Source organism: Paenibacillus sp. P13VS (genome assembly GCF_015143645.1).
GTDB classification, from domain to species: Bacteria; Bacillota; Bacilli; order Paenibacillales; family Paenibacillaceae; genus Paenibacillus; species Paenibacillus xylanilyticus_A.
Genome location: NZ_WYEV01000010.1, coordinates 1 through 25,516, shown reverse-complemented (window position 1 = coordinate 25,516; position 25,516 = coordinate 1). Strand labels below are relative to the sequence as shown.

Sequence of the window (25,516 nt, the reverse complement as noted above, 5' to 3'; positions counted from 1 at the left end):
ATTTGTAATAATCATCAATATTCTACCATGTATAACTGGGTATTTGGTATTATTTCTCAATATTGGTGTTCCGAATTTTGGTTTAAAACCCCTCCTCTAGACCCATTCAACCTCCCAAAACACAAAAAAAGGCCACGAATCCGTAGATTCATAGCCTTATGCTTTAAGGTAGAAGATCAAAATATGTAGTTGCCAAGCTCATATATTTCAAGGATAACCCATTTTCACCCATTTGAAAAGAGAGAAACAGAATAATACCAAAAATCCAGACTGCACCAACGCAGCCTGGATTCCAGATGAATTTTACATTGAACGTAGTAGCTGATCCGTGCCTACTTCTCTTAAACCAGAAGAGGCAGACGGCTAACAATTCTGCATTAGATATCTTCTATGCGCCGTTCCATTTCTCTCCGGTGAGGTACTTCTCGGTCAAAATCGACAACATCTGAATGCCGACTTCGTTATGTCCACCTTCGGGGATAATAATGTCCGCGTACTTTTTGGAAGGCTCGATAAAGGCATCGTGCATGGGTTTGACGGTTTCGAGATACTGCTTGTAAACGGATTGAATCGTACGTCCACGTTCCTCCATATCCCGCAGCACTCTCCGTAAAATACGAACGTCGGAATCAGTATCGACAAATACCTTGATGTCCAGCAGGGCACGTAGATGTTCGTCGATGAGCACATGAAGGCCTTCTACAATAACGATATGGTTCGGTGCGAGTTCAACCGTCTCATTGGCAGCACGGTTATCTATGGTGAAGTCATATACGGGAGCATATGCCGTTTGTCCTTGCTTCAGCAGGGTAAGATGCTCAATCAACAGATCATTGTCAAATGCAAACGGATGATCGTAATTGGTGAGTCGACGCTGCTCTGGCGTGAGCTGTGATTGATCTTTGTAATAATTGTCCTGGGATATAAACGTCACTTTGCCTGATCCAAGACGGTCGATGACGGAGCGAGCTACCGTCGTTTTACCGGAGCCGGTCCCTCCGGCGATACCAATAATGAGCATGGTTGTTCCATAAACCTCCCTAGATTGGCAGCATGATCAGTAGATGGAGAGCATCATAAATGAGCTCTATCTGCATGTCTGTCTGCGAATACACAATTCCTTCATTGTATCACAGCTTGCTAACTTTTTCATCTTAAGGAACAGACCATGTTTTGCCTTTCGGGAGGCATACTCATTTTCAGATTTACGATTCTAACGCATAGTAGAGCGCTTGTGCCCTCGCATGGTCCAGGGAAGAATCAGGTTCTGGCCAATCAGGCGAATGAGCAGACCAAGAATAACAAAACCAAGCACACTTCCTGCCGTATTCGCAATCAGATCATTAATATCAGTCGAGCGGCCATTCCCCAGAGTAATCCGGATCACAAGCTGCAATATTTCAATAGTGAAACTGAACATTAGGCCCGCTGATGCGGCTTTGCGTATCGAGTCAACCGATGGTTTCAAAAGAGGAAGCAGGAACCCCAGCGGCATAAACAGTACAATGTTCAGAAGGAAACTTGGCGCATCCGCAGTAAGCAGCGGAACCCATTGAAGGTTCTTGTACCAGGGTGATCGGTCGGGTCCATGGATAAAAGCCCCTTTCTTCGGTTACGGGAAAATAGCACCTGCTTGGTTTTCACATGAATTAGACTTTCAGTGGGCTTATATGGTCACAATTATTTTTTAATAAAAGAAAAAAAGGTTTGCTATATATAGACGAGTTGAATTGTGCCTTCCCCTACAGTACAAACAGGATAATATTTTCCTGATATTGGCCAATTGACTTTTTGAACAACAGGCCTATAATAATACATATATACTTAACACGGACTGTTACTGGGAGAGCCAGGCATGACCGAATTCGATTGCTTAACTGTAATCGCTTTCGGTCTTTTTTATTTTTGTCGGGGGGTGAGGATATTGAAGGTTATCAAGAAAGTAAATAATAATGTGGCGATTGCCATCAATGATAACAATGAGGAAGTCTTTGTGGTTGGAAAAGGTGTAGGGTTTCTGAAAACGCCATACGAATTGACCGAAACGGATCTGGTAGAGAAAATCTTTGTGGCTCCCAAAAATATTCGCATGTATGATCTGTTGAATAGTATACCAATTGAAGATATCTATCTGGCAGAAGAAGTGATCAAGCTTGGCAGTCAGATCCTGAACAAACAATTTAACCCGAACCTGCTTCTCACCTTATCCGATCATATAAGTTTTGCACTGACTCGAACCAGAGAAGGCATCAACATTAAAAATCCGCTGGAATGGGAAGTCCGAACGTTATATCCTGATGAGACGCGGGTGGGTGAGGCTGCAATTCACAAAATTCAGGAGGAGACAGGCATTGCCCTGCCACCGGCGGAGATTACCTTGATTGCTCTGCATTTCGTGAATGCACAGTTGGGTTCGGGTGAGATGACGGATACCACCAAAGTGACTACCGTGACGGGGGAAATTTTATCCATCATTAAGTACGCACTAAAAATTGACTTCCAGGAAGACTCAATTCATTTCATGAGGTTTGCCACACATATCAGGTACTTCATCATGCGGCAGATGAGCGGCAAGTCGTTGAAGGATGAGAATGAATCCCTGTTCTTGATGGTGAAGGAGAAATTTCCGAAGGAACTTGCCTGTGTTGAGAAAATTAATGACTTCTTGATAAACAACTATGGATGGACTTGTTCCGACGATGAAAAATTGTACCTGGTTCTTCATATACAACGATTAATCTCCAATGAATAGCTGAATATCTAAATCTGGACTGTTACTGATTCGATCAGGCATGACCAAGCGTAGGGAATGACGATTCCCCGGCTTGGTCATTTTTTATATAAAAATTGTTATCTTTTCATGTAGAGGAGAAGGGTCATGAACAACAAAGACTTGGCCAAAAACGTGCTTGAACTTGTTGGCGGCGAACAAAATATTGCGGGTTTGACACATTGTGCAACTCGATTGAGGTTTGTATTAAAGGATGATGCCAGGGCCGACCTGAAGGGATTGGATCAACTGGAAGGCGTACTCAAGGCACAAAACTCGGGTGGACAGACTCAGGTTGTCATAGGTGCCAAAGTAGATGCTGTATACCATGAGTTGAAAAGCATCACATCGGACCGTATAAATGGTTCAGAGGATGGTACTGGAAGCGACGAGCCTCGAAAAAAACGAAATCCGGTTAACGTCGTGCTGGAGACCATTGCGGGTATATTTACCCCTGTTCTGCCTGCTTTGGTTGGCTGCGGGATGATCAAATGTCTGGCTACAGTGATTGCAGCCATGGGATGGCTGGAAAACTCCGGATTCCTGACAATAATCAACATGATCGGGGACTGTATCTTTTACTTCATGCCATTTTTCCTTGCAGTCAGTGCTGCACAACGATTCAAGACTAATCCGTACCTGGCAGTAGCTCTTGCAGCAGGGCTCATGCATCCAACCATTTTGAATGCTGCATCCCAGATTGCGGAAACCGGAGTGAACAGCATTGATTTCCTCGGCTTGCCGATACTGCTTATGAAGTATTCATCTTCTGTGATTCCCATTATTTTGGCTGTTTGGATTATGAGTTATCTGTACCCTGTCGTGAATCGGGTTATCCCCAAGTTTCTGCAGGTATTGCTTACGCCGATGATTGTCCTATTCATCATGGTTCCACTGGAATTGATCGTACTTGGACCAATCGGCTCCTATATTGGTGATTGGCTGACGAATGGAATTAACTCGTTATTTTCGACAGCAGGTATACTTGCTGGAGCCATCCTAGGATTCTTCAAACCGATCATGGTCATGTTTGGTATGCATTATGCCATCATGCCAATTCAGGTTCAGCAAGTTGCTACGCTAGGTTCGACCGTGCTGTTGCCTACAGCGCTGGCTGCCAATTTGGCACAGGCAGGGGCTGCCTTTGGTGTATTTGTACTGACGAAAAATAAAACCATGAAGTCCGCTGCCGGTTCAAGTGGATTTACGGCTCTGTTTGGCATTACCGAGCCTGCCATTTACGGGGTTACGCTGAGATACAAACGCCCCTTCTTTGCAGGGTGCCTAGCAGGCGGATTAGTAGGTGGCTTTTACAGCCTTGTGCATACCACAGCCAATGCAATCTCGCTGCCTGGTGTGCTTGCGTTAGGAACGTATACCTCCGACCGTTACATTTATGTTGTTATTGGCTGCATTGCGGCAGTGGTGCTCGGCTTTGTATTTACACTTATGGCGGGTATCAAGGAGGATACAGATGGGACGAAGGCCAAACAGCAAGAGGCCAATGCCGCGGAACACACAAAATTCTCGCCAGCGACAGAGAAGGTTGCAGGCGATGATAATGCTGCGGCAGTATCATCGGATATGCTCATCGTTAGCCCGATGACCGGAGAGATCAAACCGATCACCGAAGTGGAAGATCAGGCCTTCGCGCAAGAGTTAATGGGCAAAGGTATCGCAATCATACCCTCAGAAGGCAAGGTGTATGCTCCTTTCGACGGGATCGTCGAAGCCTTATACCGGACCAAACACGCCATTGGACTCAAGGCTTCGAATGGGGTGGAAATATTAATTCATATCGGTGTGGACACAGTCAGTCTGAAAGGTAAGTATTTTACTGCCCATATAGAACAGGGCCAGACGATCAAGGCGGGGGACTTGTTGGTTGAATTTGATCCGGAGGGTATAACCTCAGCAGGATATAACACCATTACTTCCATTGTAGTTACCAATATGCAGGAATTCGGAGACGTACTAACTACGGCTACCAGCGGCCCGGTTCGGGAAAGCGAAGCTTTGCTCAAACTGATCCCATAATCTACTGAGAGCCATGTAATAGATCAGAGATATTATGATGAACAATCATATAACAACAAACAGGAGGAAACTAATATGACTCAATCCAACTTTCCAGAGAACTTTTTATGGGGCGGAGCACTTTCCGCCTGTCAGGCAGAAGGTGCCTACGATGTCGATGGCAAAACTCTCACCATACCAGAAGTAATGAAGTTTAACGAGAAGAATGATCGAAAGGTGACCAAGCAGCTTCGAATTAATCGTGAGATGATTGAAGAAGCAAAGAGTGATCCTGATCCAACCAACTACCCTAAACGCCGTGGAATTGACTTTTACCATACGTTTAGAGAAGATATTGAACTCTTCGCCGAGATGGGCTTCAAGGTATTCCGTTATTCCATCTCATGGGCCAGAGTATTCCCGAATGGGGATGATGCGGCTCCGAACGAGAAGGCACTTCAATTTTACGACCAAGTCATTGAGGAATGTCTGAAACATGGTATGGAACCTCTGATTACGATCAGTCACTTTGATATGCCAATTGTGCTGATCGACAAGTTCGGAGGTTGGTATAACCGCAAGTTAATCGATCTATACGTAAATTATTGTGATGTGTTGTTTAACCGGTATAAAGGAAAAGTTAAGTACTGGGTTACATTCAATGAGATCAATATGAGCGTGAAAGCAGGGGCCAAGACGCTGGGTATTATCGAATATGACAAGCCGAATTATGAAGAAATGTTATTCCAGGGGCTGCACCATCAATTTGTGGCAGCATCCAGAGTAACCAAGATGGCGCACAAGATCGATTCTGAAAATATGATTGGTAGCATGGTAGCGTATTTTACAACCTATCCTTATACTTGCAAGCCGGAGGATGCACTCCAGATGCAACAGGATGACCAGATGAAGAATCAGTTTTTCCTGGATGTGCTTAATAAAGGAGAGTATCCGTACTACGCGAAAACGTATTTCAAAAGGAAGGGAATCCAGTTGAACATCGAGGAAGGTGATTTAGAAAGTATTCGGGCTTACACTGCCGACTTTGTCGGTATGTCGTACTACAATTCCATGATCTCCAGCAGTGATACCGAACAGCTTGAATTAACGGCCGGCAATGTTCATAGTGTTTATAAAAATCCGCATCTACCTGCCAACGAGTGGGGCTGGCAGATTGACCCGGTCGGACTGAGATACACACTTAATCTTGTCTATGACCGTTACCAAAAGCCAGTGTTCATTCTTGAAAACAGCTCGGGTTTTTACGATAAACTGAACGAGGACGGGACAGTGAATGATCCTTACAGAATTGACTTCCTAAGCAAGCATATTGAGCAGATGGGGCTCGCAATTGCGGACGGCGTAAAGGTGTTGGGATACACCATGTGGGGTCCGATTGACATGATCAGTTCCGGAACCTCCGAGATGAGCAAGCGCTATGGATTCATTTACGTGGATCAGGATGATTACGGGAATGGAACGATGAAACGATATCGTAAGGATTCATTTTACTGGTATCAAAATGTGATAAAGACGAATGGAGAGCAGCTCTAATTCCATGAATATTCTTGGTCGAGTCAAGAAAATACCCGGAGGCTTGTTAATCGTTCCCATGCTGATCGCCGCCGTAATTAACACCGCATTTCCATCGCTGTTTCAGATCGGGGACCCAACAACGGCACTATTCACTTCCAAAGGCACTATGGTTCTCATCGGCATGATTCTGCTTGTCTCTGGAACCCAGCTGAATTTGTCCCAGCTTGTAACCACTTTGAAGAGGGCGGGCGTCCTATGTGTATCACGGATAATGATCAGCGTGTTGATCGGTTGGGCGTTTGTGCACTTTTTTGGGATTGGCGGCGTTGGCGGGGTCTCGGCAGTGGCATTTATAGCAGTACTCACAAGCAGCAATCCGGGTCTGTATCTGGCTCTAATGAACTCCTATGGTGATGAAGTGGATCGGGCCGCATTCGGTATTCTGAATCTGATTGCTGTACCGATTATTCCGGTGATGATTCTCAATTCGGCTAGCGGTATAGGCATTGACTATGCAAGCGTAATTGCAACGTTGTTGCCCTTTCTGATCGGTATGTTGCTGGGTAACCTGGATAGCAGCATTCAGAAAATGTTTGCTCCAGGTACGCTCATTCTGCTGCCGTTCCTTGGAACCAGCTTCGGATCCAACATCGATCTACGTGTGGCCTTTCAGTCCAGTCTGTCGGGGCTGCTCGTCACAGTCCTGTTTCTACTCCTGTGCATGCTGCCCCTCATTGGTATAGATCGTGTGGTGTTGAGACGTCCGGGTTATGCAGCTGCAGCGACCTGTTCAGTTGCTGGATTGTCCATGGTAGTTCCCTCCATGGCAGCTGGGTTTGACCCCGCCTATGAACCTTATGTGAAAACGGCAGTTGCGCAAATTGCTTTTGCGGTCATTCTGACTTCAATTGTCGTACCTTACATTGCGAGAAGGCTGGCTAAGACAGGATTATCTTCAATAGAGAGGGATTAAAATGCAGGATTCCAGATCATCCATCATCGGCAACATGCGTTAATTTACACTTTTTATCTGATCCATTGTGGTCAATGGAAGGTCATGAGGTATAACAAAAAAGCGAAGTTCTCGACGCAGCGTCGGTAACTTCGCTTTTTCTGCTTTCTTAGCCATTAGCTTATATAGCAACGTCCAACCTTTAACCCGACCAGTCGCGGCGGCGAGTGAAGAGATCTTTCAGTTCGTCCGTTGACAACTCAGTAATCCAGTTCTCGGAGCTGGTGATAATATTGTCGCTAAGCTGCTGCTTGCTCTCCAGCATCTCGTCTATACGCTCTTCCAACGTGCCGAGGGAAATAAACTTGTGCACCTGGACATCCTTTGTCTGTCCCATGCGGTATGCCCGGTCGGTGGCCTGGTTTTCCACGGCGGGATTCCACCAGCGGTCGAAGTGAAATACATGATTCGCTGCGGTCAGGTTCAGACCCACGCCACCTGCCTTGATAGACAGAATGAAGACGGATGGCTGTTCATGCGCAGGCAGTGTACGGGACTGGAACTGGTCAATCATGCGATCCCGTGCCGTCTTGGATGTGCCACCATGCAGATACAATACAGGCTCCTGCAGTTCCTGCTGGAGAACCTGCTGCAGCATCTGACCCATACCAATGTACTGGGTGAAAATAAGGCATCGCTCGCCCTCTTCACGAAGCTCACGCACAAGCTCCATCAGCCGTTCCAGCTTCGCGGAGCGGCTGATCAGCATCGCCATGTCCTGTGGACTATACAGGTCATATTCCGTATTGGAGCCGTCCGAAGACAACGTCTCCGGCAGAGCTTCCTTCGTCAGGAGCAGCGGATGGTCACACAGCTGCTTGAGCTGGGTTAACGCAGATAGAATCGCACCTTTGCGCTTAATGCCTTCCAGCTCTTTCATTTTATCCATCAGCGCCTGAACAGATTGATCGTAGAGGGCACTCTGCTCGCCGGTAAGATGAATGTAGGTTTTCATCTCGTTTTTGTCTGGCAGGTCGAGCTGGATATTCGGATCCTTTTTCTTGCGGCGAAGCATAAATGGTTTGACCAGCTGCTGCAGATCCAGCATGCGCTGCTCATCCTTGTCTTTCTCAATCGCGCTGATAAACCGGGTTTGGAAAGCGCGTGCGCTGCCAAGGTATCCCGGATTAATGAAGTCGTAGATGGACCATAGCTCGGCCAGCCGATTTTCAATCGGTGTACCTGTCAAAGCGATACGGTGTTTAGCTGGGAAACTGCGTACCGCCAGGGATTGCTTGGTTTGTGCATTTTTAATGTTCTGAGCCTCGTCCAGACAGATGGAAGCCCAGGTGTATGACTGTAACATTTCTTGGTCCAGCGTGGCCGTGGCATAAGACGTAATGATGATATCGACCTGTTCGGTCTGTTCCCTGAAGGCTTCTCCGCTAAGCCTGCGTGCACCGTAGTGCAGACTGACGTTAATCGAAGGTGCAAAACGGCTGATTTCCTTCTGCCAGTTGCCCAGTACCGAAGTGGGGCAGACGAGAAGGGCGGGAGCATCCCCGGGTAACCGCTGCTGATTCTCCTTGAGATGCAGCAAATACGTAATAAACTGAATCGTTTTGCCAAGCCCCATATCGTCCGCAAGGCAGGCGCCAAGGCCGAATTTGCGCAAGAATCCAAGCCATGCAAAGCCTTCCTTTTGATAGGAGCGAAGTTCTGCATGCAGTCCAGTTGGAACGGGAAGGGAGGGAGCCCCGCCTTGTCCACCGCCAAGCTGTGCAATAATCCGGTTCAGGTGTTCATTCAGCTCGACTTCCAGACGAATATTCTCATTAGTCTGCGGCTGCTGCTCCTCCTCGGTTTGCTGTCCTTCCTTCCATTTCTGATGACGATATTCACGCTGCTCATTTTGCAGCAGATGCAGGTGCAGAATGTCTTGAAACGACAGCCCCTGTTCCCGGTCGACACCACCCATGGCCCGCTTAATCTGCTCCAGCAGGGCAGGGTCGAGTGGTACCCACTCTCCGCGGAATCGTACCAGCCGCTCGTTACGGGCAACGAGGTCGGCGAATTCCTCTTCACTGAGATCGGTGTCTCCAATTGCAATGCGCCAGTCAAAATGAATGATGGAGTCCAGTCCGAAGAAGGACTGTCCGCGTTCACTGCCTTCCTCCGGCTTCACCTTGGCACGAAGTTTAGGTTTCTTTTTGCGGGCTGCTTCCCACCATCCCGGAAGCAGTACCTGCCAGCCTGATTCCAGCAGTCTGCCGCTGTCTATGGTAAGGAACTGCCATGCTTCCTGATCACTGAGCGGATCGCTGAGCACATCACGGCTCCCGCTGATGGAGCGGCTGATTCGCGGCAAATGTGCACGCAGCTGCTCCAGCCAACCGGCAGAACGGTCAAGGATAAATGCTGTCCATACCTCCGGCCATTCACCTTCAAGTCTTCCGCGAGAATCAAGCCGAACGGGAACCAATGAAGCAGCATCCAGCTTATCCTGCAAAACGACACGCAGCCGCCATGCGGGTTCATCGTCATCCGGCTCCAGCAATTGCAGAAGCGGGCGGAACGGGGCAGCATCTGCTTTCCATCCGATGGAGACAAGCCAGGCCTGGGCATCCATTCCTGCTGTCCTTGGTGGTGTCCCTCCTTGAGGGAACAGCTGAGGGAACTCGCGCCGCAGATCGGTTGCAGCTTCCTCGGTGTTATACCACCGCTGGAATACAGTAGCTGAATAGGCCGCGTTGAGTCCTTCGGCGTAGCTCTCGTCTGTCTCTTCAAGGGCTTTGCTCAGCGCAGATCGATCCTGTGGCTTCATGCTATCCGGATCCCAGCTCCATTGCAGCTGACCTGTACGATAAGCAGCGAAGCTGGGGACATATTTTCGGTTTTCAATGGTTGCAGCAAGGGTAGGGGCAAGCCTGATCAGATGAGCTGCCTGCTCGTCCCATTTCCATTCAATGTGCAGCAGCGTGTGCATCTCTGCGAAGAACGGGATGACCTCTTCCGCAGGCAGTACCACCAGATCAATATCTTCAATCTGTCTCGTCTCCAGCTCGGTTCCGTAGAAGGAAGGAGCATGCCAGGCAAATAGTCGCTGCTTAAGCGACTGCCCGGATACAAAATGATGAGTATTAAGGGCTCCATAAAATAAGGCATCACCGTATCCGGTTAATGCAACGTGGACTTCAATCGTTTCGGTATAGGGATGTATAAGGCTCATGAGATCAACTTACCTTTCCGAAGTTCTTCCTGCAGCGCACGCAGTCTGCTATTCCGCACAGCCAGTGCGGTGATGAAATCTTCCCAGCGTTCCTCTTGCTTCAGTTTTTTGTAGATTTTGGACAGCCGCTTCAGCAGCTTGACCGCTGCCTTGTAACCGTCTCTGTTCTTGTGACCAATGTATCGTTCCACAGCCTGATGGTAGAACGGGAGCAGGAGCTCCGGTGCATCTTTTTCAATCGGCTGCAGTACTGCCACGCGAAATTCAAGCGGTTCTGTCTCCGTACTCAACTGAAAATCAATCCAGCGCCGCCACTGTCCGCGGCTATGCATGGCTTCTTCGTAAGCCGGACGGGAGTGTGGGAGCATGCTGACCAGGGTATCCCACATGTGATTTTCCATCTCGGGAAGATGCTTAATGGTCATGTCCCACAGCTGCATATAATCCTGCAGAGGTTCATTCCGGCGATTGGCCAGCAGTGGTCCAAGCTGTGCAAGCCATGCACCGAGCCGTTTCCAATCCGATTCATCCGCGAGCACATGCAGAAAATGCAGCAGATGTTCTGCCGGGATGCCGTACGCCGTACTCCCACTCGTCAACCGCTGCCAGGCTTGCTCGTCCTGATGCAAGTGGAAGTATATCCAGCTTTGTGCGAGCACAAGTGGCAAGGGCGCCGATTTTCCAGGCTTACCGGACTGGCTGCTGCCTGTCAGATTGGCTACACCTAGCACACGACCTCCGTTATTGCTTGGTGTGTTCACGGTAGCTTCTTTCAACTGATCTTCGATGTCCTGTAAAATGTTCAGCTCCGATACCAGCAAATGATCCTTTTGTAAGTGAGGAACGATCCAATTTAGCCAAACCTGCCGATAGATCGGCGTGAACAGCATCAATGTGGACGTCTCGGACATCATCTGTGTGCGGAGGTACGTTATGGTTTCTTCAAGCCGCTTCCACAACTGCGTAAGCTTATTGTCCGGAAGCTCCGCAAATTGAAGGGGGCGGCTTAGCACCTGATCCATGCCTTTCTGAAGTGCATCTACGGCAAGCTGAGCAGGGTAACTCAAATAGATAGGCGTATTACTGATTGGATGGCGAGAAGGGATGCAGTATCGCATAAGGTACAGATGTACATGGAACTCAAATAGCTGATCCATCCCGGCGGATAATTTGGGCTTAATCGCATACAGTTCATCGGCAGCTTCCTGCACATATGCTGTACTTGGCGTGCCTGTACCTAATCGGGCCAAGCATTGTTCGAACAGTTCATGCCACTCCGTAATTACCAGGCCTGCGAGCTCTAATGCCCGCTCCCTGATCTGACTGTACTGTTGATGAGGGATATCCGTATCCTGCTCGGATACCGCATCGGAGCGAAATGCAGACATGGAAGCTGCGGGCTTGGGTGCCTGTTTCAAAGCCGTGCTGGAATGAGCATTAACGATGGCATGCACGGGCCTTTCCAGCAGCTCGGCATAACTCATCATAACGGCAATGATATGTTTACAGCGCGAACCCACCGGGCAGGTGCAGTAGCTGGTGGGCAGAGACTGGACGCTCAAGGTGACGTTATACTCTTCAGAGCCCTGCACGTCGGCAGTGATTCCGTGATGTTCCGTTAAGGTTAATGATCCAACACGTTTCTGTTTATAATATTGGAATCCGCGCATAATCGTCAGATTATTAAAGTGCTCGGCAACATCTCGAATCAATTGCTGCCACTGCGCATCATCCAGATTCATGTCAATCGGTATGTTCATCATTCCATCTCCTGGGCAATCATAGGTTTAACGATCCATACGTCTTGACGTATGGTGTGGATTTTCTGTATCCATCATATCAGTTATGGGTGTCCACGTGCATGGATTGAGAGAACTTGTAATAGACTTTTTGATCATTATAAATGGAATCAGCAGGGGTGGATTTACCCACCGGCATGCGTTATTGCTCCATATTGTGTATGCTTAGCGTATGTATTCCTTTCAGGAACGATACAGACCTTGAAGCGGTCAATTTTAATCAACAGGAGAGAGCATATATGAAAATACTTACGTTAAATACACACGCCTGGGCGGAAGAAGATCAGTTGAACAAGATCAGCCAGCTGGCTGATTTTATTAATACACATCAGTTTGATGTAATCTCCATGCAGGAAGTCAATCAATCCATAGAAGAGTCGGCATTGTCTGCAGAACACTTGCAGCATTTTATCTCAACCGATCCTGATGCCGTGATCAAAAAAGACAATTACGCTCATGTCTTGCTGACGCAGCTGACCGATACCTATTACTGGACATGGGTTCCTACGCATATCGGATTCAGCAAATACGATGAGGGTCTGGCGATCCTGAGCCGTACGCCCATTACGGCTTCTTTTGAAGAATATGTCTCTCACATGCGCGATTATAGCAACTACCGGACACGCAAAATTGTGGGAATACAGACATCCGTTGAAGGTGAGGCCGCGTGGTTTGTGAACGGACACTATAACTGGTGGGATGATGCACAGGAACCATTCAAGGGACAGTGGGAATTAACGGAGAGCAAACTTGCTCCATATCTGAATCAGCCGCTGTTTATTATGGGAGATTTTAATAATGTTGCGGAAGTGCGCGGGGAAGGCTACGATCACATCGTCAGCCAAGGCTGGAATGACCTGTACACCACTGCCGAACAAAAAGATGATGGAGCAACGGTAGTCAAAGCCATTGCCGGATGGGCTGACAACAAACGCGATCTTCGGATTGATTACATCTTCTCCAAACATCCGGTGCAGGCGAAGTCTTCTACTGTTGTGCTTAACGGCAAGAACGGCCCGGTTGTATCTGATCACTACGGGGTGGCTGTGGAAATTTAGCGAATGATTCTGGTTGTCCTGTAGCAAAAATAAAAAGCCTCCGCTGGCTTCCTACATAAGGAAATCAGTCGGGGGCTTCTTTTATTGAATGCATATGTACATATATTATGTTTGTCTATTTGTCCGTTCTATTATCTTGCTATTCCTACTCTAAGGCCAGCATCTCGGTCACAAATTTCTTCAGATTCACACTGGTTTCGCTGAGCTGCTCGATACTTTGCATAAACTCACTGACCAACTGCGCCTGATCCACGGTTGCGGATGTAATCTGCCCAATCTCCAACTCCATATGCTTCATTGATTCTTGGACGCTGCCTAGCGAAGTTTCGATATCTGAGGCTGCTTGTTTGGTGTGATCCGATAGCTTGCGAACTTCACTGGCAACGACACCGAACCCACTTCCCAGATCACCGACGCGAGCGGCTTCAATCATGGCGTTCAGGCCAAGCAAATTGGTTTGTTCAGATACTTCGCGGATTACATTGGTTACCTTGGTCACACTGACTGAATTCTCTGCAGCTTGTTTGGAGTTGCGCAGGATCTCTTCCGAGGTCGCGGATAGTTCCTCCGAATGAGCTGCAATCTGCTGAATGCCACCAAGCAGGGCGTTTATGGTTGCTTCATTTTCACTGATTAGTTTCTCAAGGATGATATGGTTATCCAGCGCGTAATTTACGCCCAATATGCCAACAACCTGATCGTTCTCTTTAATCGGAATGAGTATGGCGTCAAACGGTCTGCCTTGCAGATCGCCTGGCATTCTTGCCACGGTACGGGAATCCCGGTTCGTCAGCATTTTGAAATCCTTATAGTCCTCGTGCAGCTCGTCCCCTACTTTGACACCAATCTCCAGCCCGTTGGCCTCGGAAAAATACAACACTTTCTCATGATCATTAATGGATATGGAAACATCGTCACGAAACATCTGTCTTACAAAAGGCATAGCATTTACCAAAGATTCAAGGATACTCAAGGCTCATCTTTCCTTTCCCATACAAAAAGTGGAATTTCCAATCTAATACCTTTATCGGCAGGCCATTCCCATTTTTAAACTAATTCTCCGATTTTGTTCTTACCGTATCCAATAATTGAAGAGAAGTAGGGGGACTCATTTCTATAACGTGAAAGCGCAAACAAATTTCTATAGCCAACCAACAAACCTGTCAGTTATACTGGGGATATTATTCGGCTGCTTTGCAATAAGCTTGGAGTCATAAGCTTACGCTTCAATTGCCTTGGTACAAGGGATTTTCTCATCAAGGTTAAGCGCTATACTCAAATTGTATGCTTGGACAATTACGTTTGAAGAAATAGTGTTCATTCCACCCGGAGAGGACTGTGGCAATCCATGACAACTTATTTTGATGAACCGCAGAGTATGTACTACCGTTTTGGAGAGGATCAGGATCAGATATTGAAAGTGCTGGCTGAGAGGTATATCGGTGCCAATGCGCAAGCTGATTTTGTATATCGGGTGTTCCAGAAGTCGGGTATACTGCAGAACGAGAAGGGGTTGTATGATTTCAATCTGAGTGAACGGTTCACGGATACCCATAAAGGACAAGTAGCCTATGCCGCAGCCTTGGTATGGGGAGATGAGGATCGAAACCTGGATGTGCTCATTCGCTGCTATGGGCCAGTTCGATTCTATTTTAATGATCAGCTGGTGTACCGCTCAACGGTAATGGACGAGAATAATCCGGACGCCACGGTAAAAATGGGGATCGACATCAAGCCCGGCTGGAATACGTTATTGCTTGAGATGAAATATACCCCTGCCGGTTTTGGATGCCAGTTTGGTTCGGATGAAGGAAAGGTGCGCATTTTGAACGTGCTTGCGCCTTTTCAGGAACGTCAGGGACAAGCCGGATGGATCTACACGAAGCCTATGGATCAGGAAGAAGCTGCCCGCGCATTCAGTACTTCATCCACATCCGGAAGCATTCAACCTAATTGGAACCTGTTTGGACGAGAACAGGATGATATATTTGAGTGGTTTCCAAGTAAGGAGTGGTCCCTCGAACAGCAGGCCAGACCGACATTGGAGCGATTATATGGACATGTTCCCGGACAGCGGGCCTACGCCTGGACACGAATAAACAATAGGGACTCGGCGGGAAGCCTTATACGTTTATCCGGCCATTCTTCCGGACCGCTAACGATATGGGTAAATGGGAAGCTAGCTGTACAGTTACAGGAAGCAGGAGCATTCGAGTCTGAAATACAGGCATCTTATGGTCAGAACGATCTCTTGGTATGCAGCGAATGCAGCGCGACCACTGAGCCATGGAGGTTCACTTTGAACGCAGCCGTGAACGGGAAGCTGCTTGAATTGGAGCTGCCCAAACATGTGCACGGAGCTTCAGGACAGAAGTGGATGTATGTTGGTCCTTTCCAATCTGGAATGGAGCCGGAAGTGCAAGATTTATTGCGGACAGACCGTGTGTACAGGATAAATGCTTCGCCGGGCAGCGATGAAGTCAATAACCCAAACAAACATGCGGAGCATACGTATTGGCAGCTGGATCTGCCAGATGCATGGATTCGCCCGTATTATGAAAATGCAATGCTTAGCAATAAGTGGACGGTGGGCAGTGTGACCAATTACGGCCGCTGGGATTATCCGCTGGGTGTAACGGTTTATGGACTACTGCAAGCGGGACGCTATTTGGATCGCCCCGATATCATTCGTTATGCAGCAGAACATGTGCAGGCATGCACCCGAATGTATGATTACTCGCTATGGGACCTTGAACAGTACGGGTTCCCGGCGGTTAACCAGCAGCTGGTCATGATGAAAATGCTGGATAACTGCGGCTCTTTTGGTTCAGCCATGCTTGAGGCGTACTCGGAATGTAATGAACCGACGTTTCTACCGATTGCTGAGCGTATTGCTGATTTCATGCTCTTCCGATTGGAGCGGCAGGAAGACGGCGCATTTTACCGCGAGTGCATTGGGGAATTTGCCGAGAATACCATGTGGGCAGATGACCTCTACATGAGTACCCCGTTTCTGGTTCGATATGCTCGTCTGATAGGGAAGCAATCGGCGCTGGACGAGGCAGCCAGACAATTTTTACTTTATCGCAAATATCTGTTTATGCCTGAAGCCAAAATCATGTCTCATGTATATGATTTCAAATATGAACAAGCGACTCATATTCCGTGGGGACGTGGGAACGGATGGACACTGTTTTCCCTGACTGAAGTTTTGGAGGCTTTGCCAGCAGAGCACCCTGATCGCCCGGCATTAATCCGGTTCTTCAACGAATTGTGTGATGGTTATGCAGCTTTGCAGGGAGAGGGAGGATTATGGCATCAGGTGCTGAATGATGCAAACACGTACCAGGAAGCTTCCTGTACAGCCATGTTCGCTTATGGGTTTGCGCGGGGCGTTCGCTTCGGCTGGTTGGAGCAGCCAGAGCGTTATATTGAAGCTTCAGAGCGGGCCTGGAGTGGATTGACCCGGATAGCTATCGACCGCCAAGGCAATGTACACGGGGTATGCAGTGGGTCCAGATATGCTTTCACGGCGGAATATTACGATAAGGATCTGCTGACTGTAACAAATGACAACCATGGTATTGGCATTATGATGCTGGCAGGTACCGAAGTGGCGAAAATGAAAGAGCACTTGGCCAGGAAGACCACAACACCTTCTACAGTGACGCAACCCTCCATATGAGTAAAGATGAGGTCACTATGAAGATGATGTATTCTTGACTTGATAAACCGCCGGAGAATATACTCCGGTGGTTTTTACTCCCTAATCCCTTACTTTTTTGACAGGAAAGCTTACTTTTGTTTATGTCATGAGCGGTAATACGCCGTTACAATAGTTTTGTAAGCGATTCCATAATAAAAGGGGAGAAATTCATTCATGTTGATCACTAAAAAATGGGTAACTCTGTTCTGCATGTCCCTGTTGTTATTGGCTACAGCCTGTTCCGGAGCATCTTCCGGGTCTACTGCTTCATCTGGTGAGGGAAGTGAGGAAGCTGCCTCGGGCAGCATTCAGCTGCGCATGACCTGGTGGGGATCACAGACTCGCCATGATCTGACGACCAAAGTGATCAAACTGTTCGAAGAAAAACACCCCGGTATTACGATCAAACCGGAATACTCCGGATGGGACGGATATTTTGACAAGCTGACCACGCAGGTAGCTGGTTCGAATGCACCGGATATTGTACAGATGGATTACGCTTTTCTTACCGACTTTGCCCGGCGTGGTGCACTTCTTGACCTGACCCCATACAGCGAGAGCAAAGAGCTCCGTACAGATGACCATGACGCGAGCATGCTCAAAGCCGGATCGATTGATGATAAATTATACGCAATTACGTTAGGCGTAAATGCACCCGGAGTCATTTATGATGCGACCCTGTTTAAGGAACTTGGGATCGAAGAGCCTCAGGAGAGCTGGACGTGGAAGGACTTTAGCGATATTGCAGCCAGGATTGCTGCAGAAAAGGGTGAAGGTTTCTACGGATCAGCGGATGTATCGGGAACGACCAACATGTTTGAGGTGTTTATTCGTCAAACAGGCAAGGGACTATTTGAAGGTGGGACGATGGCGGCAACCCCTGAGGAGCTTCAGCAGTGGTTTGACATGTGGGGAGCCCTTCGCGAGAACGGGGGCGTTACCCCTGCCGAGGTGACAGCGTCCACAACCAACGCATTGGAGACACGCCCGATCTCGCTGGGTACGGCCGCCATGGATTTTGCGTGGTCCAACCAATTATTGACGTTCCAGCAGGTGAACAAAAACCAGGATCACAAGCTTGGCATACAAGTGCTCCCGCATGGCGAGAACGAAAAGCAAATCGGTGAATACCTGAAAGCAGGTCAGTTCCTGTCGGGTTACGCCAAAACCAAACATCCGAAGGAAGTGGCCATGTTTATTGACTTCATGGTGAACGATCCGGAGGCAACCGCCATTCTCGGCTCCGAGCGGGGAGTGCCCGTCAACTCCAGCATTCGTGAGCAAATGCAACCTACGCTGCCTGAAGCGGAGCAAGCCATCTTCCAGTTTATCGACGTCGTATCCAAAAACTCCAGTGAAATTGATCCGCCTTACCCGCAGGGATTTTCCGAAGTGGATACCAGCTTCAAGAGTGCTAGTGAGCAGATCGCCTTCGGTCAAGGCAGCACATCGGATGTGATTGCCCAATTCATTGAAGGTGCCAAGGCGACACTAGCATCGAGTCAATAGAAGCCTTGAACAGATCCAGACTTCAAAATCCGCGGGGAGGTTGCGAAGATGAGTACAACACAGATCGGTCAAGCCCGAACCGAGCGTATGACAGCCCGGCGGGTGAAACGGAGGTATGCTCATAGTGGAGCAGCACTTCTGTTTCTGGCCCCATGGCTGGTTGGGTTATTGTTTCTGACCCTGGGCCCAATGCTGGTTTCATTATACATTTCGTTTACAGACTACAGTATCCTGGCCGCCCCTTCCTGGGTCGGTCTGGGTAACTACACGACCATGTTTACATCGGATAAGCTGTTTATTCAGTCACTGAAGGTGACCTTTACGTATGTTGCTGTGTCCGTTCCGGTTAAATTAATCTTTGCCTTGCTTGTCGCGATGCTGCTTAACAAGGGGATTCGCGGGCTGGGTATTTACCGGACTGTATATTACATCCCCACCTTGCTTGGAGGCAGTGTGGCCATCGCCATGTTGTGGCGCAAAATGCTGGGTGGTGACGGCCTGCTCAATGGCGTGCTTGCCATGGTGGGTATCAAGGCACCGGATTGGGTGGCTAATCCGAAATATGCGCTGTACTCCATCGTGCTGTTATCCGTATGGCAGTTCGGATCATCCATGATTATTTTCCTGGCAGGCCTGAAACAAATTCCACCTGAATATGACGAAGCTTCTGCGGTAGATGGTGCTGGTCCGCTCCGGCGTTTCTTCAATATAACGCTGCCGATATTATCGCCGGTAATCTTTTTTAATCTGGTCATGCAATTAATTACGTCTTTTCAATCGTTCACGCAAGCCTTCGTCATCAGCAATGGTAGCGGGGGTCCTGTAAATTCAACATTGATGTATTCCCTGTATCTCTATAAGAAGGGATTCTCCTTCTTTCAAATGGGTTATGCCTCGGCGATGGCCTGGGTGCTGGTAATCCTGATCGGCGTGTTTACTTTGCTGGTATTCCGCAGCAGCAAGCTGTGGGTCCATTATGAGGATGGTGGGAAATCATGATTGGACAACGGAATTCTGCTGTTTGGGTCATGGCGAAACATATTTTGATTTCAGGAATTGCCCTCGTCATGCTGTATCCGGTGCTCTGGATGCTGGGCAGTTCGTTCAAGCCGGGACATATGATCTTCACGGAGACGTGGTTCTGGCCGCGGGAATGGAACTTTCAAAATTACATGAACGGCTGGACCGGGATCCAGGGTAACCCATTCTCCCGTTTCCTGACCAATTCCATTGTCCTGTCACTGGGTGCGGTCCTGGGTAATGTGGTCTCTTGTTCAATGGCTGCGTATGCCTTTGCTAGACTTGATTTTCGTTTCAAGGCAATCTGCTTCGGCCTGATGTTAATGACGATCATGCTGCCGCATCATGTGACGCTGATTCCGCAGTATATCCTGTTCAACCATTTGGAATGGGTGAATACGTACCTGCCTCTGGTGGTGCCCAAATGGCTCGCCACGGATGCTTTCTTTATTTTCTTGATGGTTCAATTCTTCCGCGGTCTGCCCAAAGAGCTGGATGAGGCGGCAACCATTGATGGCTGTGGACCCGTACGCATATACACAAAGGTCATTATCCCGCTGGCCTTTCCGGCGCTGGTGACCACGATGATCTTTACCTTTTTGTGGACGTGGGATGACTTCTTCAGCCAACTGATCTATTTAAGCGATGTTAGCAAGTACACGGTGCCGCTGGGGCTGCGCTTGTTCCTGGATTCCAGTTCCCAATCGGATTGGGGCCCGATGTTTGCCATGTCCGTGTTATCGCTCGTGCCTTGTTTCATCGTATTTATGGTCTGCCAAAAGTACTTCGTGGAAGGGATCGCGACCTCCGGGCTCAAAGGGTAATTTCCAAACGAAATGAGTTGGTTTCATGTGGAAACGAAGATTATCCCTGTTTATCAATCACAAACTGCAGCAAAGCAAGCTCACCACGCTGATGGTGACTTGCTTTATTGCGTTTAACCTGCTGCTTGTATCTGGCATCGTCTGGCTGGCATATCAGTCGTTCTCTACCGTAACCTTTACCGAGATTAGCAAAGCACGGCTGGCACTCCTTAACGAGAGCACCCGGCGCGGTTTTGATTTTATTACTGGAGTGACAGGAACCGCCTATTCGCTGGCGAGCAACAGAGAGCTCTCAAGTTTGCTGGAGACAGCAGGAACAGGGAGGCTGACACAGATTCACCAAAGACGGGAGTTAGCCAAAATACTGGACCATACGCTTGTGGTTAGTGAAGGCATTACCTCCGTGGAGTTGTATACGGATGCGTTCAATGGGGTTAACGTCACGATGGCTGACCGGATCTATCCAGTAGATACGATTGCAGGGGACGCATGGTTCACAGCTCTGGAACATGCTGATGCAGCCTGGGTACCTCTGCGGGAAAATGAATCAGGACATTCCCTGGTTGGTTATGCCCAGCGGATCTTCGACAGTCGTGGCAGTACGGCTGCCTATGTCCTAATCCGATTGAGTCGTGCCGATATTGTTCGCCGATTTGCGGACATGCCCATGGTATTGGATGGACAGGTGCTGCTCGTGGACACGGCCGGGAACGTCATTATGCAGATGGGTGAGGCAGATCCGATAAGGGCTTACGACCAACGTTTCAGTGGTCATGAAGATGCAGTTGTCGCTGATTCGCTTCTGCGAGTGGATACAGCCGCTCGGGGAACGCTACCGGTCGTGGATAGTGAATGGATTCAAGAGCATGCCCAGCAGAATGAAGATGGATTCGAGGTAGTATCTGGCGATGGTGGCGGTGCGCAGCTCGTGCTGTATTCCAAGCCCGCGACACTTCAGTGGCGTTTGGTACAGACGATACCTGTACATACACTGCTATCTCCGGTCAGGTATGCGGGATGGCAGGTGCTCGGTATTGCTGTGGTCGGATTGGTATGTTCAGCCGTATTCGCGTATTTGTTCGTCCGGCGCATTATCCGGCCCCTTCGTCAGTTGATTAAGCGAATGAGACAGCTTGAGAAGGGTGACTTCGAAACCAGGGTACAGCTCTCTTTTACCCAGGAATATGCTCATCTGGCTTATGGCTTCAATCATATGGCTTCCAGACTGACGGAATTGATGAACCAGGTGAAGGAGGAGAGCCGCGCCAAACGAGAGGCCCAGACAAGTCTGCTGGAGGCACAGATCAAACCTCACTTTCTCTACAATACACTGGATATGATCCACTGGCGTGCGCTTGATTATGAAGCCAAAGACATTAGCCGCATGATTGTACAGCTCAGCAAACTTTTACGCATTGGCCTTAGTGGAGGTAAAATGTTCATTAAAATTCGTGATGAGGTGGAGCATGCCCGTTGTTATGTCAGCATCCAGGCCGAAAGATTGCCTTTCTCCATTCATTATGAAGAACAGATCGATCCGCGTGTCCGGAGCTGTTACATCCCCAAAATTATTTTGCAGCCCTTTATTGAAAATGCCGTCATACATGCAAATCCCAAAGATGAGACACTTCAAATACGTGTGGAAATAGGGGAAGAGACGGAGGATCCATCCAGGGTCGTTGTTCAGATTATGGATAATGGTCAAGGTTTACCAGAAGAGTGGGGACTGGAAAGTTCATCAGGTATCGGTGTGAGAAATGTACATCAGCGCATTCAGTTATATTGTGGCAAGGGATATGGCGTTCATTTACGTACAGGTAGCTGGGGTGGTGTGCAGGTAACGATCTCACTACCGCGTATTGAGACGGAAGAGCAGTTAAATCTCTGGCTGGACGGTGAAAACATATGAAAACCATCATGCTTGTAGATGACGATCCACATATGATTAAGGCTTTAACCGAACATATTGAGTGGCCTTCTCTGGGTTTGAGAATTGCAGGCACAGCTTCCAACGGCATAGATGCGCTTGAACAATTCGACCGGCTGCGCCCTGATCTGGTCATGACCGATGTTTACATGCCAGGGATGACAGGGTTGGAGGTAACACAGGCACTTCGCCGCAATTATCCTCATCTGCCGATTATCATTTTAAGTGGATACGACGAATTCGAGAATGCTCGGGCTGCCATGCGGTGGGGAGTGAATCATTTTCTGCTGAAACCGGCAGAGGTGGAAGAGATCGAATCCGTGCTGCGTGAAGTTCTGTTGGAACAGGAGGTGCGAGAGCGGCATGAGCGGCTGGAGCGAACATACAAGCAGGAGATCGGAAAGGTAGTTCCCTATTTGCGCAAACAGTTTCTGCACGAACTCCTGACCACACGTTATCAGGTCAATGAGCTGCCAAGTGAACGTATGGATTACGTGGGTATTCCCTTGTCTGCGCAGGTAAGCGTGATTAGTCTACAGCTGAATCGCCCCGGATTTCTGACAAAGATGAAAGAGCGTGACTGGCAGCTGCTCCGCTACGGGGCGGCTGATATTATTCAGGAAACGATCAAGGAACAAACGGTGCGTTTACCGAACAGTCAGGTTGAGATCGTGGATTATTCAGATCAGGTTTTTGTGCTGCTTCTTTTTGGCGGAGAAGAGCTGCTTGATGAGTTGTACTCCCTTGTGGAAAGGATGATTGACCAGGTATTTACGTATCTCAAAATGGAGATGAGCGCTGGGATTGGAACACCCAAAAATCATCTGTGCGAGGTAATGGACTCTTATTTGGAGAGCAGAGAAGCACTTGAGATGGCGGAATTTCAGGGAGGAAGCCGAATCTATTCATATAACTCCATCCAAAGAGTGGAAACGAGTGTCCTTGATTATTCTATGCTGCTGCAGCAATGGAACGAGTCTTGGGCAGACATGAAGATTGATTTGGCAGAAGAGGCATGGCTTTTAATCCACCAGATGTTTAAGGTTGGCAAATGCACTGGCCTTCAGGATGTACAGGTGGTAGCCGTAAGTCTTTTTAATACCTTAATTCAGAGTTGGAATAGACAATATCCCCTGTTACAGCCGCCAATGGCCATGAGCGAGTTTCTTAGGGACATTCAAACTAAATATTCATTGCAGGATCTGCTATGCTGGATGGATGCATTTATTGGAGAATGGATCGAGCAGACACGGAAAGAGATGACAGAGAAAAAGAGCAATAAACTTGTCGATAAGGTGAAACAGTATGTGGAGCAGCATTATGCTGAAGAAATCAGTTTTGAGGCCATTGCGAAGGGGCTTTTTGTACATCCCAAATATCTGAGCCAGCTATTCAAGAGGGTAACTGGGGAAAATTTCGTGGGTTATCTAAACGGATATCGAATTCAAAAGGCGATAGAGCTGCTGCAATCTGGTCAATATATGGTCTACGAGGTTAGTGAGATGACGGGGTTCCGAAACGCGACGTATTTTAGTCAGGTATTCAAAATGCTTACGGGCAAAAGTCCATCCGAATTCGGATAGGAAATAGAGGGAAGGGTAGGTATGAAGATTCATAGACAGGAGTTTATCATAAAAGGAATGGCTTATTCGATTAGATCGGCAGAAGAACGGGATGCAGAGTCGTTATCTTCGCTTCGTGTACAGATCGATGGAGAAACGGAGAACATGGACCGGGAGCAGGGCGAAGCTTATATCGATGCAGCGGGGTTCAGGAACATTATCCGATTGGACACAGAGAAAGATCGTAACTTGTTTCTTGTGGCTGCTGTGCAGGAAGAGATTGTTGGGTACGCCAGATGTGAGGGGTCTGACCTGAAGCGGTTTTCCCATAGAGTTGAGTTTGGGGTGTGTGTTGCCCGAAATTACTGGGGTTATGGCATCGGGAATAAGCTGCTGGAGTCGTCACTCCAATGGGCAGACAGGAGTGGTGTTGAGAAAGTGACACTGACTGTATTAGTAACGAATGATAAAGCAATAGAGCTATATCGAAGAATGGGTTTTGAAATTGAAGGTGTGTTGAAAAAGGACCGCAGACATGCGAACGGGGAGTACTACGATACGATTGTGATGGGTAGATTCGGAAACAAGTAGGAAAGACCGGTAGTGGTTTGGCCATCGTAATCAGATATCTAACTATCAGCTTCTACTATTAATAGAAGATAGATAACGTAGTAGGTGATCCGTAGTAGACCATATAAGTTGTATCAGAGGATTCAGAATGCTTTCAACAGTGAATCCAGAAATGCTTTCGAAAAAGAAACTAATGAGTCTCACCTCTACTGTACAATACATGTCTACCTGAATGACTGGGTTGGAATAGATGTTGACCTCTGTCTGATAAGTTTTAGATATAGTCTGCACACTGATGACTGCAGAATAATGGTCAAAGTATCTGTGTAAATCTATTCTTTCTTCGATATTAGCATTTGGGATATTTTACATGTAGTAATTACTCTTGCAGCATGGTATATTCTAATTCCGGCCAAGAAAACACGAGATACACGGTGCGGTAAGCTGACTTAACAAGCTTCGAAAGAAACTTCAAAAAAAGTGCTTGCCAAATTGGTTCGGACATGATAAGATATAAAAGTTGCTGAAGAGAACAACACTCGGATGCAAATAACGTTTGATCTTTGAAAACTGAACAACGAGTGAGTAACGATCTTACTTTGTAAGATCGATGCTGAGAAATGGGTACAAGTCATCTGACTGTATGATTTCGAAGCGAAAATGAGATTTTTAATCTCGTCAGATTCAAAATGAGCTAATCGCTCTTTTCAATACTTTATTGGAGAGTTTGATCCTGGCTCAGGACGAACGCTGGCGGCATGCCTAATACATGCAAGTCGAGCGGAGTTGATAGGAAGCTTGCTTCCTTGATGCTTAGCGGCGGACGGGTGAGTAACACGTAGGCAACCTGCCCTCAAGCTTGGGACAACTACCGGAAACGGTAGCTAATACCGAATACTTGCTTTCTTCGCCTGAAGGAAGCTGGAAAGACGGAGCAATCTGTCACTTGAGGATGGGCCTGCGGCGCATTAGCTAGTTGGTGAGGTAACGGCTCACCAAGGCGACGATGCGTAGCCGACCTGAGAGGGTGATCGGCCA

17 protein-coding genes and 1 rRNA gene are annotated in these 25,516 nt (G+C 48.0%); 13 read left to right on the top strand and 5 right to left on the bottom strand.

Annotated features, from left to right (window positions below):
• Positions 1-388: 388 nt before the first annotated feature.
• Both udk and GUA98_RS22370 read right to left on the bottom strand, forming a co-directional pair.
• The gene (gene udk, locus GUA98_RS22375) at positions 389-1,021 is read right to left on the bottom strand and encodes a uridine kinase (protein ID WP_095293127.1); all 633 of its coding nucleotides are present in this window, start codon (positions 1,019-1,021) and stop codon (positions 389-391) included.
• Between the two features lie 192 nt (positions 1,022-1,213).
• Positions 1,214-1,543: a VanZ family protein gene (locus GUA98_RS22370; RefSeq protein ID WP_265333654.1), complete on the bottom strand. Its 330-nt coding sequence runs from the start codon at positions 1,541-1,543 to the stop codon at positions 1,214-1,216.
• 372 nt (positions 1,544-1,915) lie between these two features.
• Here GUA98_RS22370 and GUA98_RS22365 point away from each other — a divergent pair, with 372 nt between their 5' ends.
• From GUA98_RS22365 to GUA98_RS22350, 4 genes are all read left to right on the top strand, one after another.
• Positions 1,916-2,752, top strand: coding sequence for a PRD domain-containing protein (locus tag GUA98_RS22365; RefSeq protein ID WP_321573908.1), 837 nt, complete (start codon positions 1,916-1,918; stop codon positions 2,750-2,752).
• A 126-nt stretch (positions 2,753-2,878) separates the two neighbouring features.
• Complete coding sequence (locus GUA98_RS22360; RefSeq protein WP_193724429.1) at positions 2,879-4,807, top strand: beta-glucoside-specific PTS transporter subunit IIABC; 1,929 nt, start codon at positions 2,879-2,881, stop codon at positions 4,805-4,807.
• Between the two features lie 75 nt (positions 4,808-4,882).
• Positions 4,883-6,340: a glycoside hydrolase family 1 protein gene (locus tag GUA98_RS22355; RefSeq protein ID WP_193724428.1), complete on the top strand. Its 1,458-nt coding sequence runs from the start codon at positions 4,883-4,885 to the stop codon at positions 6,338-6,340.
• A 4-nt stretch (positions 6,341-6,344) separates the two neighbouring features.
• A complete protein-coding gene (locus GUA98_RS22350) occupies positions 6,345-7,295 on the top strand; it encodes a 2-keto-3-deoxygluconate permease (protein WP_193724427.1) in 951 nt (316 codons plus the stop codon).
• Between the two features lie 181 nt (positions 7,296-7,476).
• Here the strand turns inward: GUA98_RS22350 and GUA98_RS22345 are convergent, their stop codons facing one another.
• Positions 7,477-10,503, bottom strand: coding sequence for a DEAD/DEAH box helicase (locus GUA98_RS22345; protein ID WP_227779982.1), 3,027 nt, complete (start codon positions 10,501-10,503; stop codon positions 7,477-7,479).
• The gene (locus GUA98_RS22340) at positions 10,500-12,263 is read right to left on the bottom strand and encodes an SWIM zinc finger family protein (RefSeq protein WP_193724426.1); all 1,764 of its coding nucleotides are present in this window, start codon (positions 12,261-12,263) and stop codon (positions 10,500-10,502) included. The genes GUA98_RS22345 and GUA98_RS22340 overlap by 4 nt, the downstream gene beginning before the upstream one ends.
• Before the next feature lie 278 nt (positions 12,264-12,541).
• Here GUA98_RS22340 and GUA98_RS22335 point away from each other — a divergent pair, with 278 nt between their 5' ends.
• On the top strand, positions 12,542-13,360 hold the full coding sequence (locus GUA98_RS22335) for an endonuclease/exonuclease/phosphatase family protein (protein WP_153976554.1): 819 nt from the start codon (positions 12,542-12,544) through the stop codon (positions 13,358-13,360).
• A gap of 145 nt (positions 13,361-13,505) precedes the next feature.
• Here GUA98_RS22335 and GUA98_RS22330 read toward each other — a convergent pair whose 3' ends face one another.
• Entirely contained in the window at positions 13,506-14,315 is an 810-nt protein-coding gene (locus GUA98_RS22330) for a methyl-accepting chemotaxis protein (protein ID WP_227779980.1), read from the bottom strand.
• Between the two features lie 393 nt (positions 14,316-14,708).
• On the opposite strand from GUA98_RS22330, the gene GUA98_RS22325 reads away from it, so the two are divergent.
• The 8 genes from GUA98_RS22325 to GUA98_RS22290 all read left to right on the top strand — a co-directional run.
• Positions 14,709-17,045: a glycoside hydrolase family 105 protein gene (locus GUA98_RS22325; RefSeq protein WP_193724424.1), complete on the top strand. Its 2,337-nt coding sequence runs from the start codon at positions 14,709-14,711 to the stop codon at positions 17,043-17,045.
• 195 nt (positions 17,046-17,240) lie between these two features.
• Entirely contained in the window at positions 17,241-18,575 is a 1,335-nt protein-coding gene (locus GUA98_RS22320) for an ABC transporter substrate-binding protein (protein WP_193724423.1), read from the top strand.
• Positions 18,576-18,662: 87 nt separating this feature from the next.
• On the top strand, positions 18,663-19,574 hold the full coding sequence (locus GUA98_RS22315) for a carbohydrate ABC transporter permease (RefSeq protein ID WP_162010007.1): 912 nt from the start codon (positions 18,663-18,665) through the stop codon (positions 19,572-19,574).
• Entirely contained in the window at positions 19,571-20,419 is an 849-nt protein-coding gene (locus GUA98_RS22310) for a carbohydrate ABC transporter permease (RefSeq protein WP_153976559.1), read from the top strand. The genes GUA98_RS22315 and GUA98_RS22310 overlap by 4 nt, the downstream gene beginning before the upstream one ends.
• 25 nt (positions 20,420-20,444) lie before the next feature.
• Complete coding sequence (locus GUA98_RS22305) at positions 20,445-22,328, top strand: sensor histidine kinase (RefSeq protein WP_193724422.1); 1,884 nt, start codon at positions 20,445-20,447, stop codon at positions 22,326-22,328.
• Positions 22,325-23,929 (top strand): response regulator, encoded by a 1,605-nt coding sequence (locus GUA98_RS22300; protein WP_193724421.1) that lies wholly within the window; start codon positions 22,325-22,327, stop codon positions 23,927-23,929. Before GUA98_RS22305 ends, GUA98_RS22300 begins: the two co-directional genes overlap by 4 nt.
• A gap of 21 nt (positions 23,930-23,950) precedes the next feature.
• Positions 23,951-24,499 (top strand): GNAT family N-acetyltransferase, encoded by a 549-nt coding sequence (locus GUA98_RS22295; RefSeq protein ID WP_193724420.1) that lies wholly within the window; start codon positions 23,951-23,953, stop codon positions 24,497-24,499.
• A 694-nt stretch (positions 24,500-25,193) separates the two neighbouring features.
• A 16S ribosomal RNA gene (locus tag GUA98_RS22290) occupies positions 25,194-25,516 on the top strand; the annotation flags it as partial.

Bases quoted from the DNA above. Each gene is read 5' to 3' on its own strand.
- GUA98_RS22360 (WP_193724429.1), top strand. From the start codon at position 2,879: ATGAACAACAAAGACTTGGCCAAAAACGTGCTTGAACTTGTTGGCGGC.
- GUA98_RS22305 (WP_193724422.1), top strand. From the start codon at position 20,445: ATGTGGAAACGAAGATTATCCCTGTTTATCAATCACAAACTGCAGCAA.
- GUA98_RS22300 (WP_193724421.1), top strand. From the start codon at position 22,325: ATGAAAACCATCATGCTTGTAGATGACGATCCACATATGATTAAGGCT.
- GUA98_RS22310 (WP_153976559.1), top strand. From the start codon at position 19,571: ATGATTGGACAACGGAATTCTGCTGTTTGGGTCATGGCGAAACATATT.
- GUA98_RS22335 (WP_153976554.1), top strand. From the start codon at position 12,542: ATGAAAATACTTACGTTAAATACACACGCCTGGGCGGAAGAAGATCAG.
- GUA98_RS22350 (WP_193724427.1), top strand. From the start codon at position 6,345: ATGAATATTCTTGGTCGAGTCAAGAAAATACCCGGAGGCTTGTTAATC.
- GUA98_RS22345 (WP_227779982.1), bottom strand. From the start codon at position 10,503: ATGAGCCTTATACATCCCTATACCGAAACGATTGAAGTCCACGTTGCA.
- GUA98_RS22340 (WP_193724426.1), bottom strand. From the start codon at position 12,263: ATGAACATACCGATTGACATGAATCTGGATGATGCGCAGTGGCAGCAA.
- GUA98_RS22315 (WP_162010007.1), top strand. From the start codon at position 18,663: ATGACAGCCCGGCGGGTGAAACGGAGGTATGCTCATAGTGGAGCAGCA.
- GUA98_RS22320 (WP_193724423.1), top strand. From the start codon at position 17,241: ATGTTGATCACTAAAAAATGGGTAACTCTGTTCTGCATGTCCCTGTTG.
- GUA98_RS22325 (WP_193724424.1), top strand. From the start codon at position 14,709: ATGACAACTTATTTTGATGAACCGCAGAGTATGTACTACCGTTTTGGA.
- GUA98_RS22295 (WP_193724420.1), top strand. From the start codon at position 23,951: ATGAAGATTCATAGACAGGAGTTTATCATAAAAGGAATGGCTTATTCG.
- udk (WP_095293127.1), bottom strand. From the start codon at position 1,021: ATGCTCATTATTGGTATCGCCGGAGGGACCGGCTCCGGTAAAACGACG.
- GUA98_RS22355 (WP_193724428.1), top strand. From the start codon at position 4,883: ATGACTCAATCCAACTTTCCAGAGAACTTTTTATGGGGCGGAGCACTT.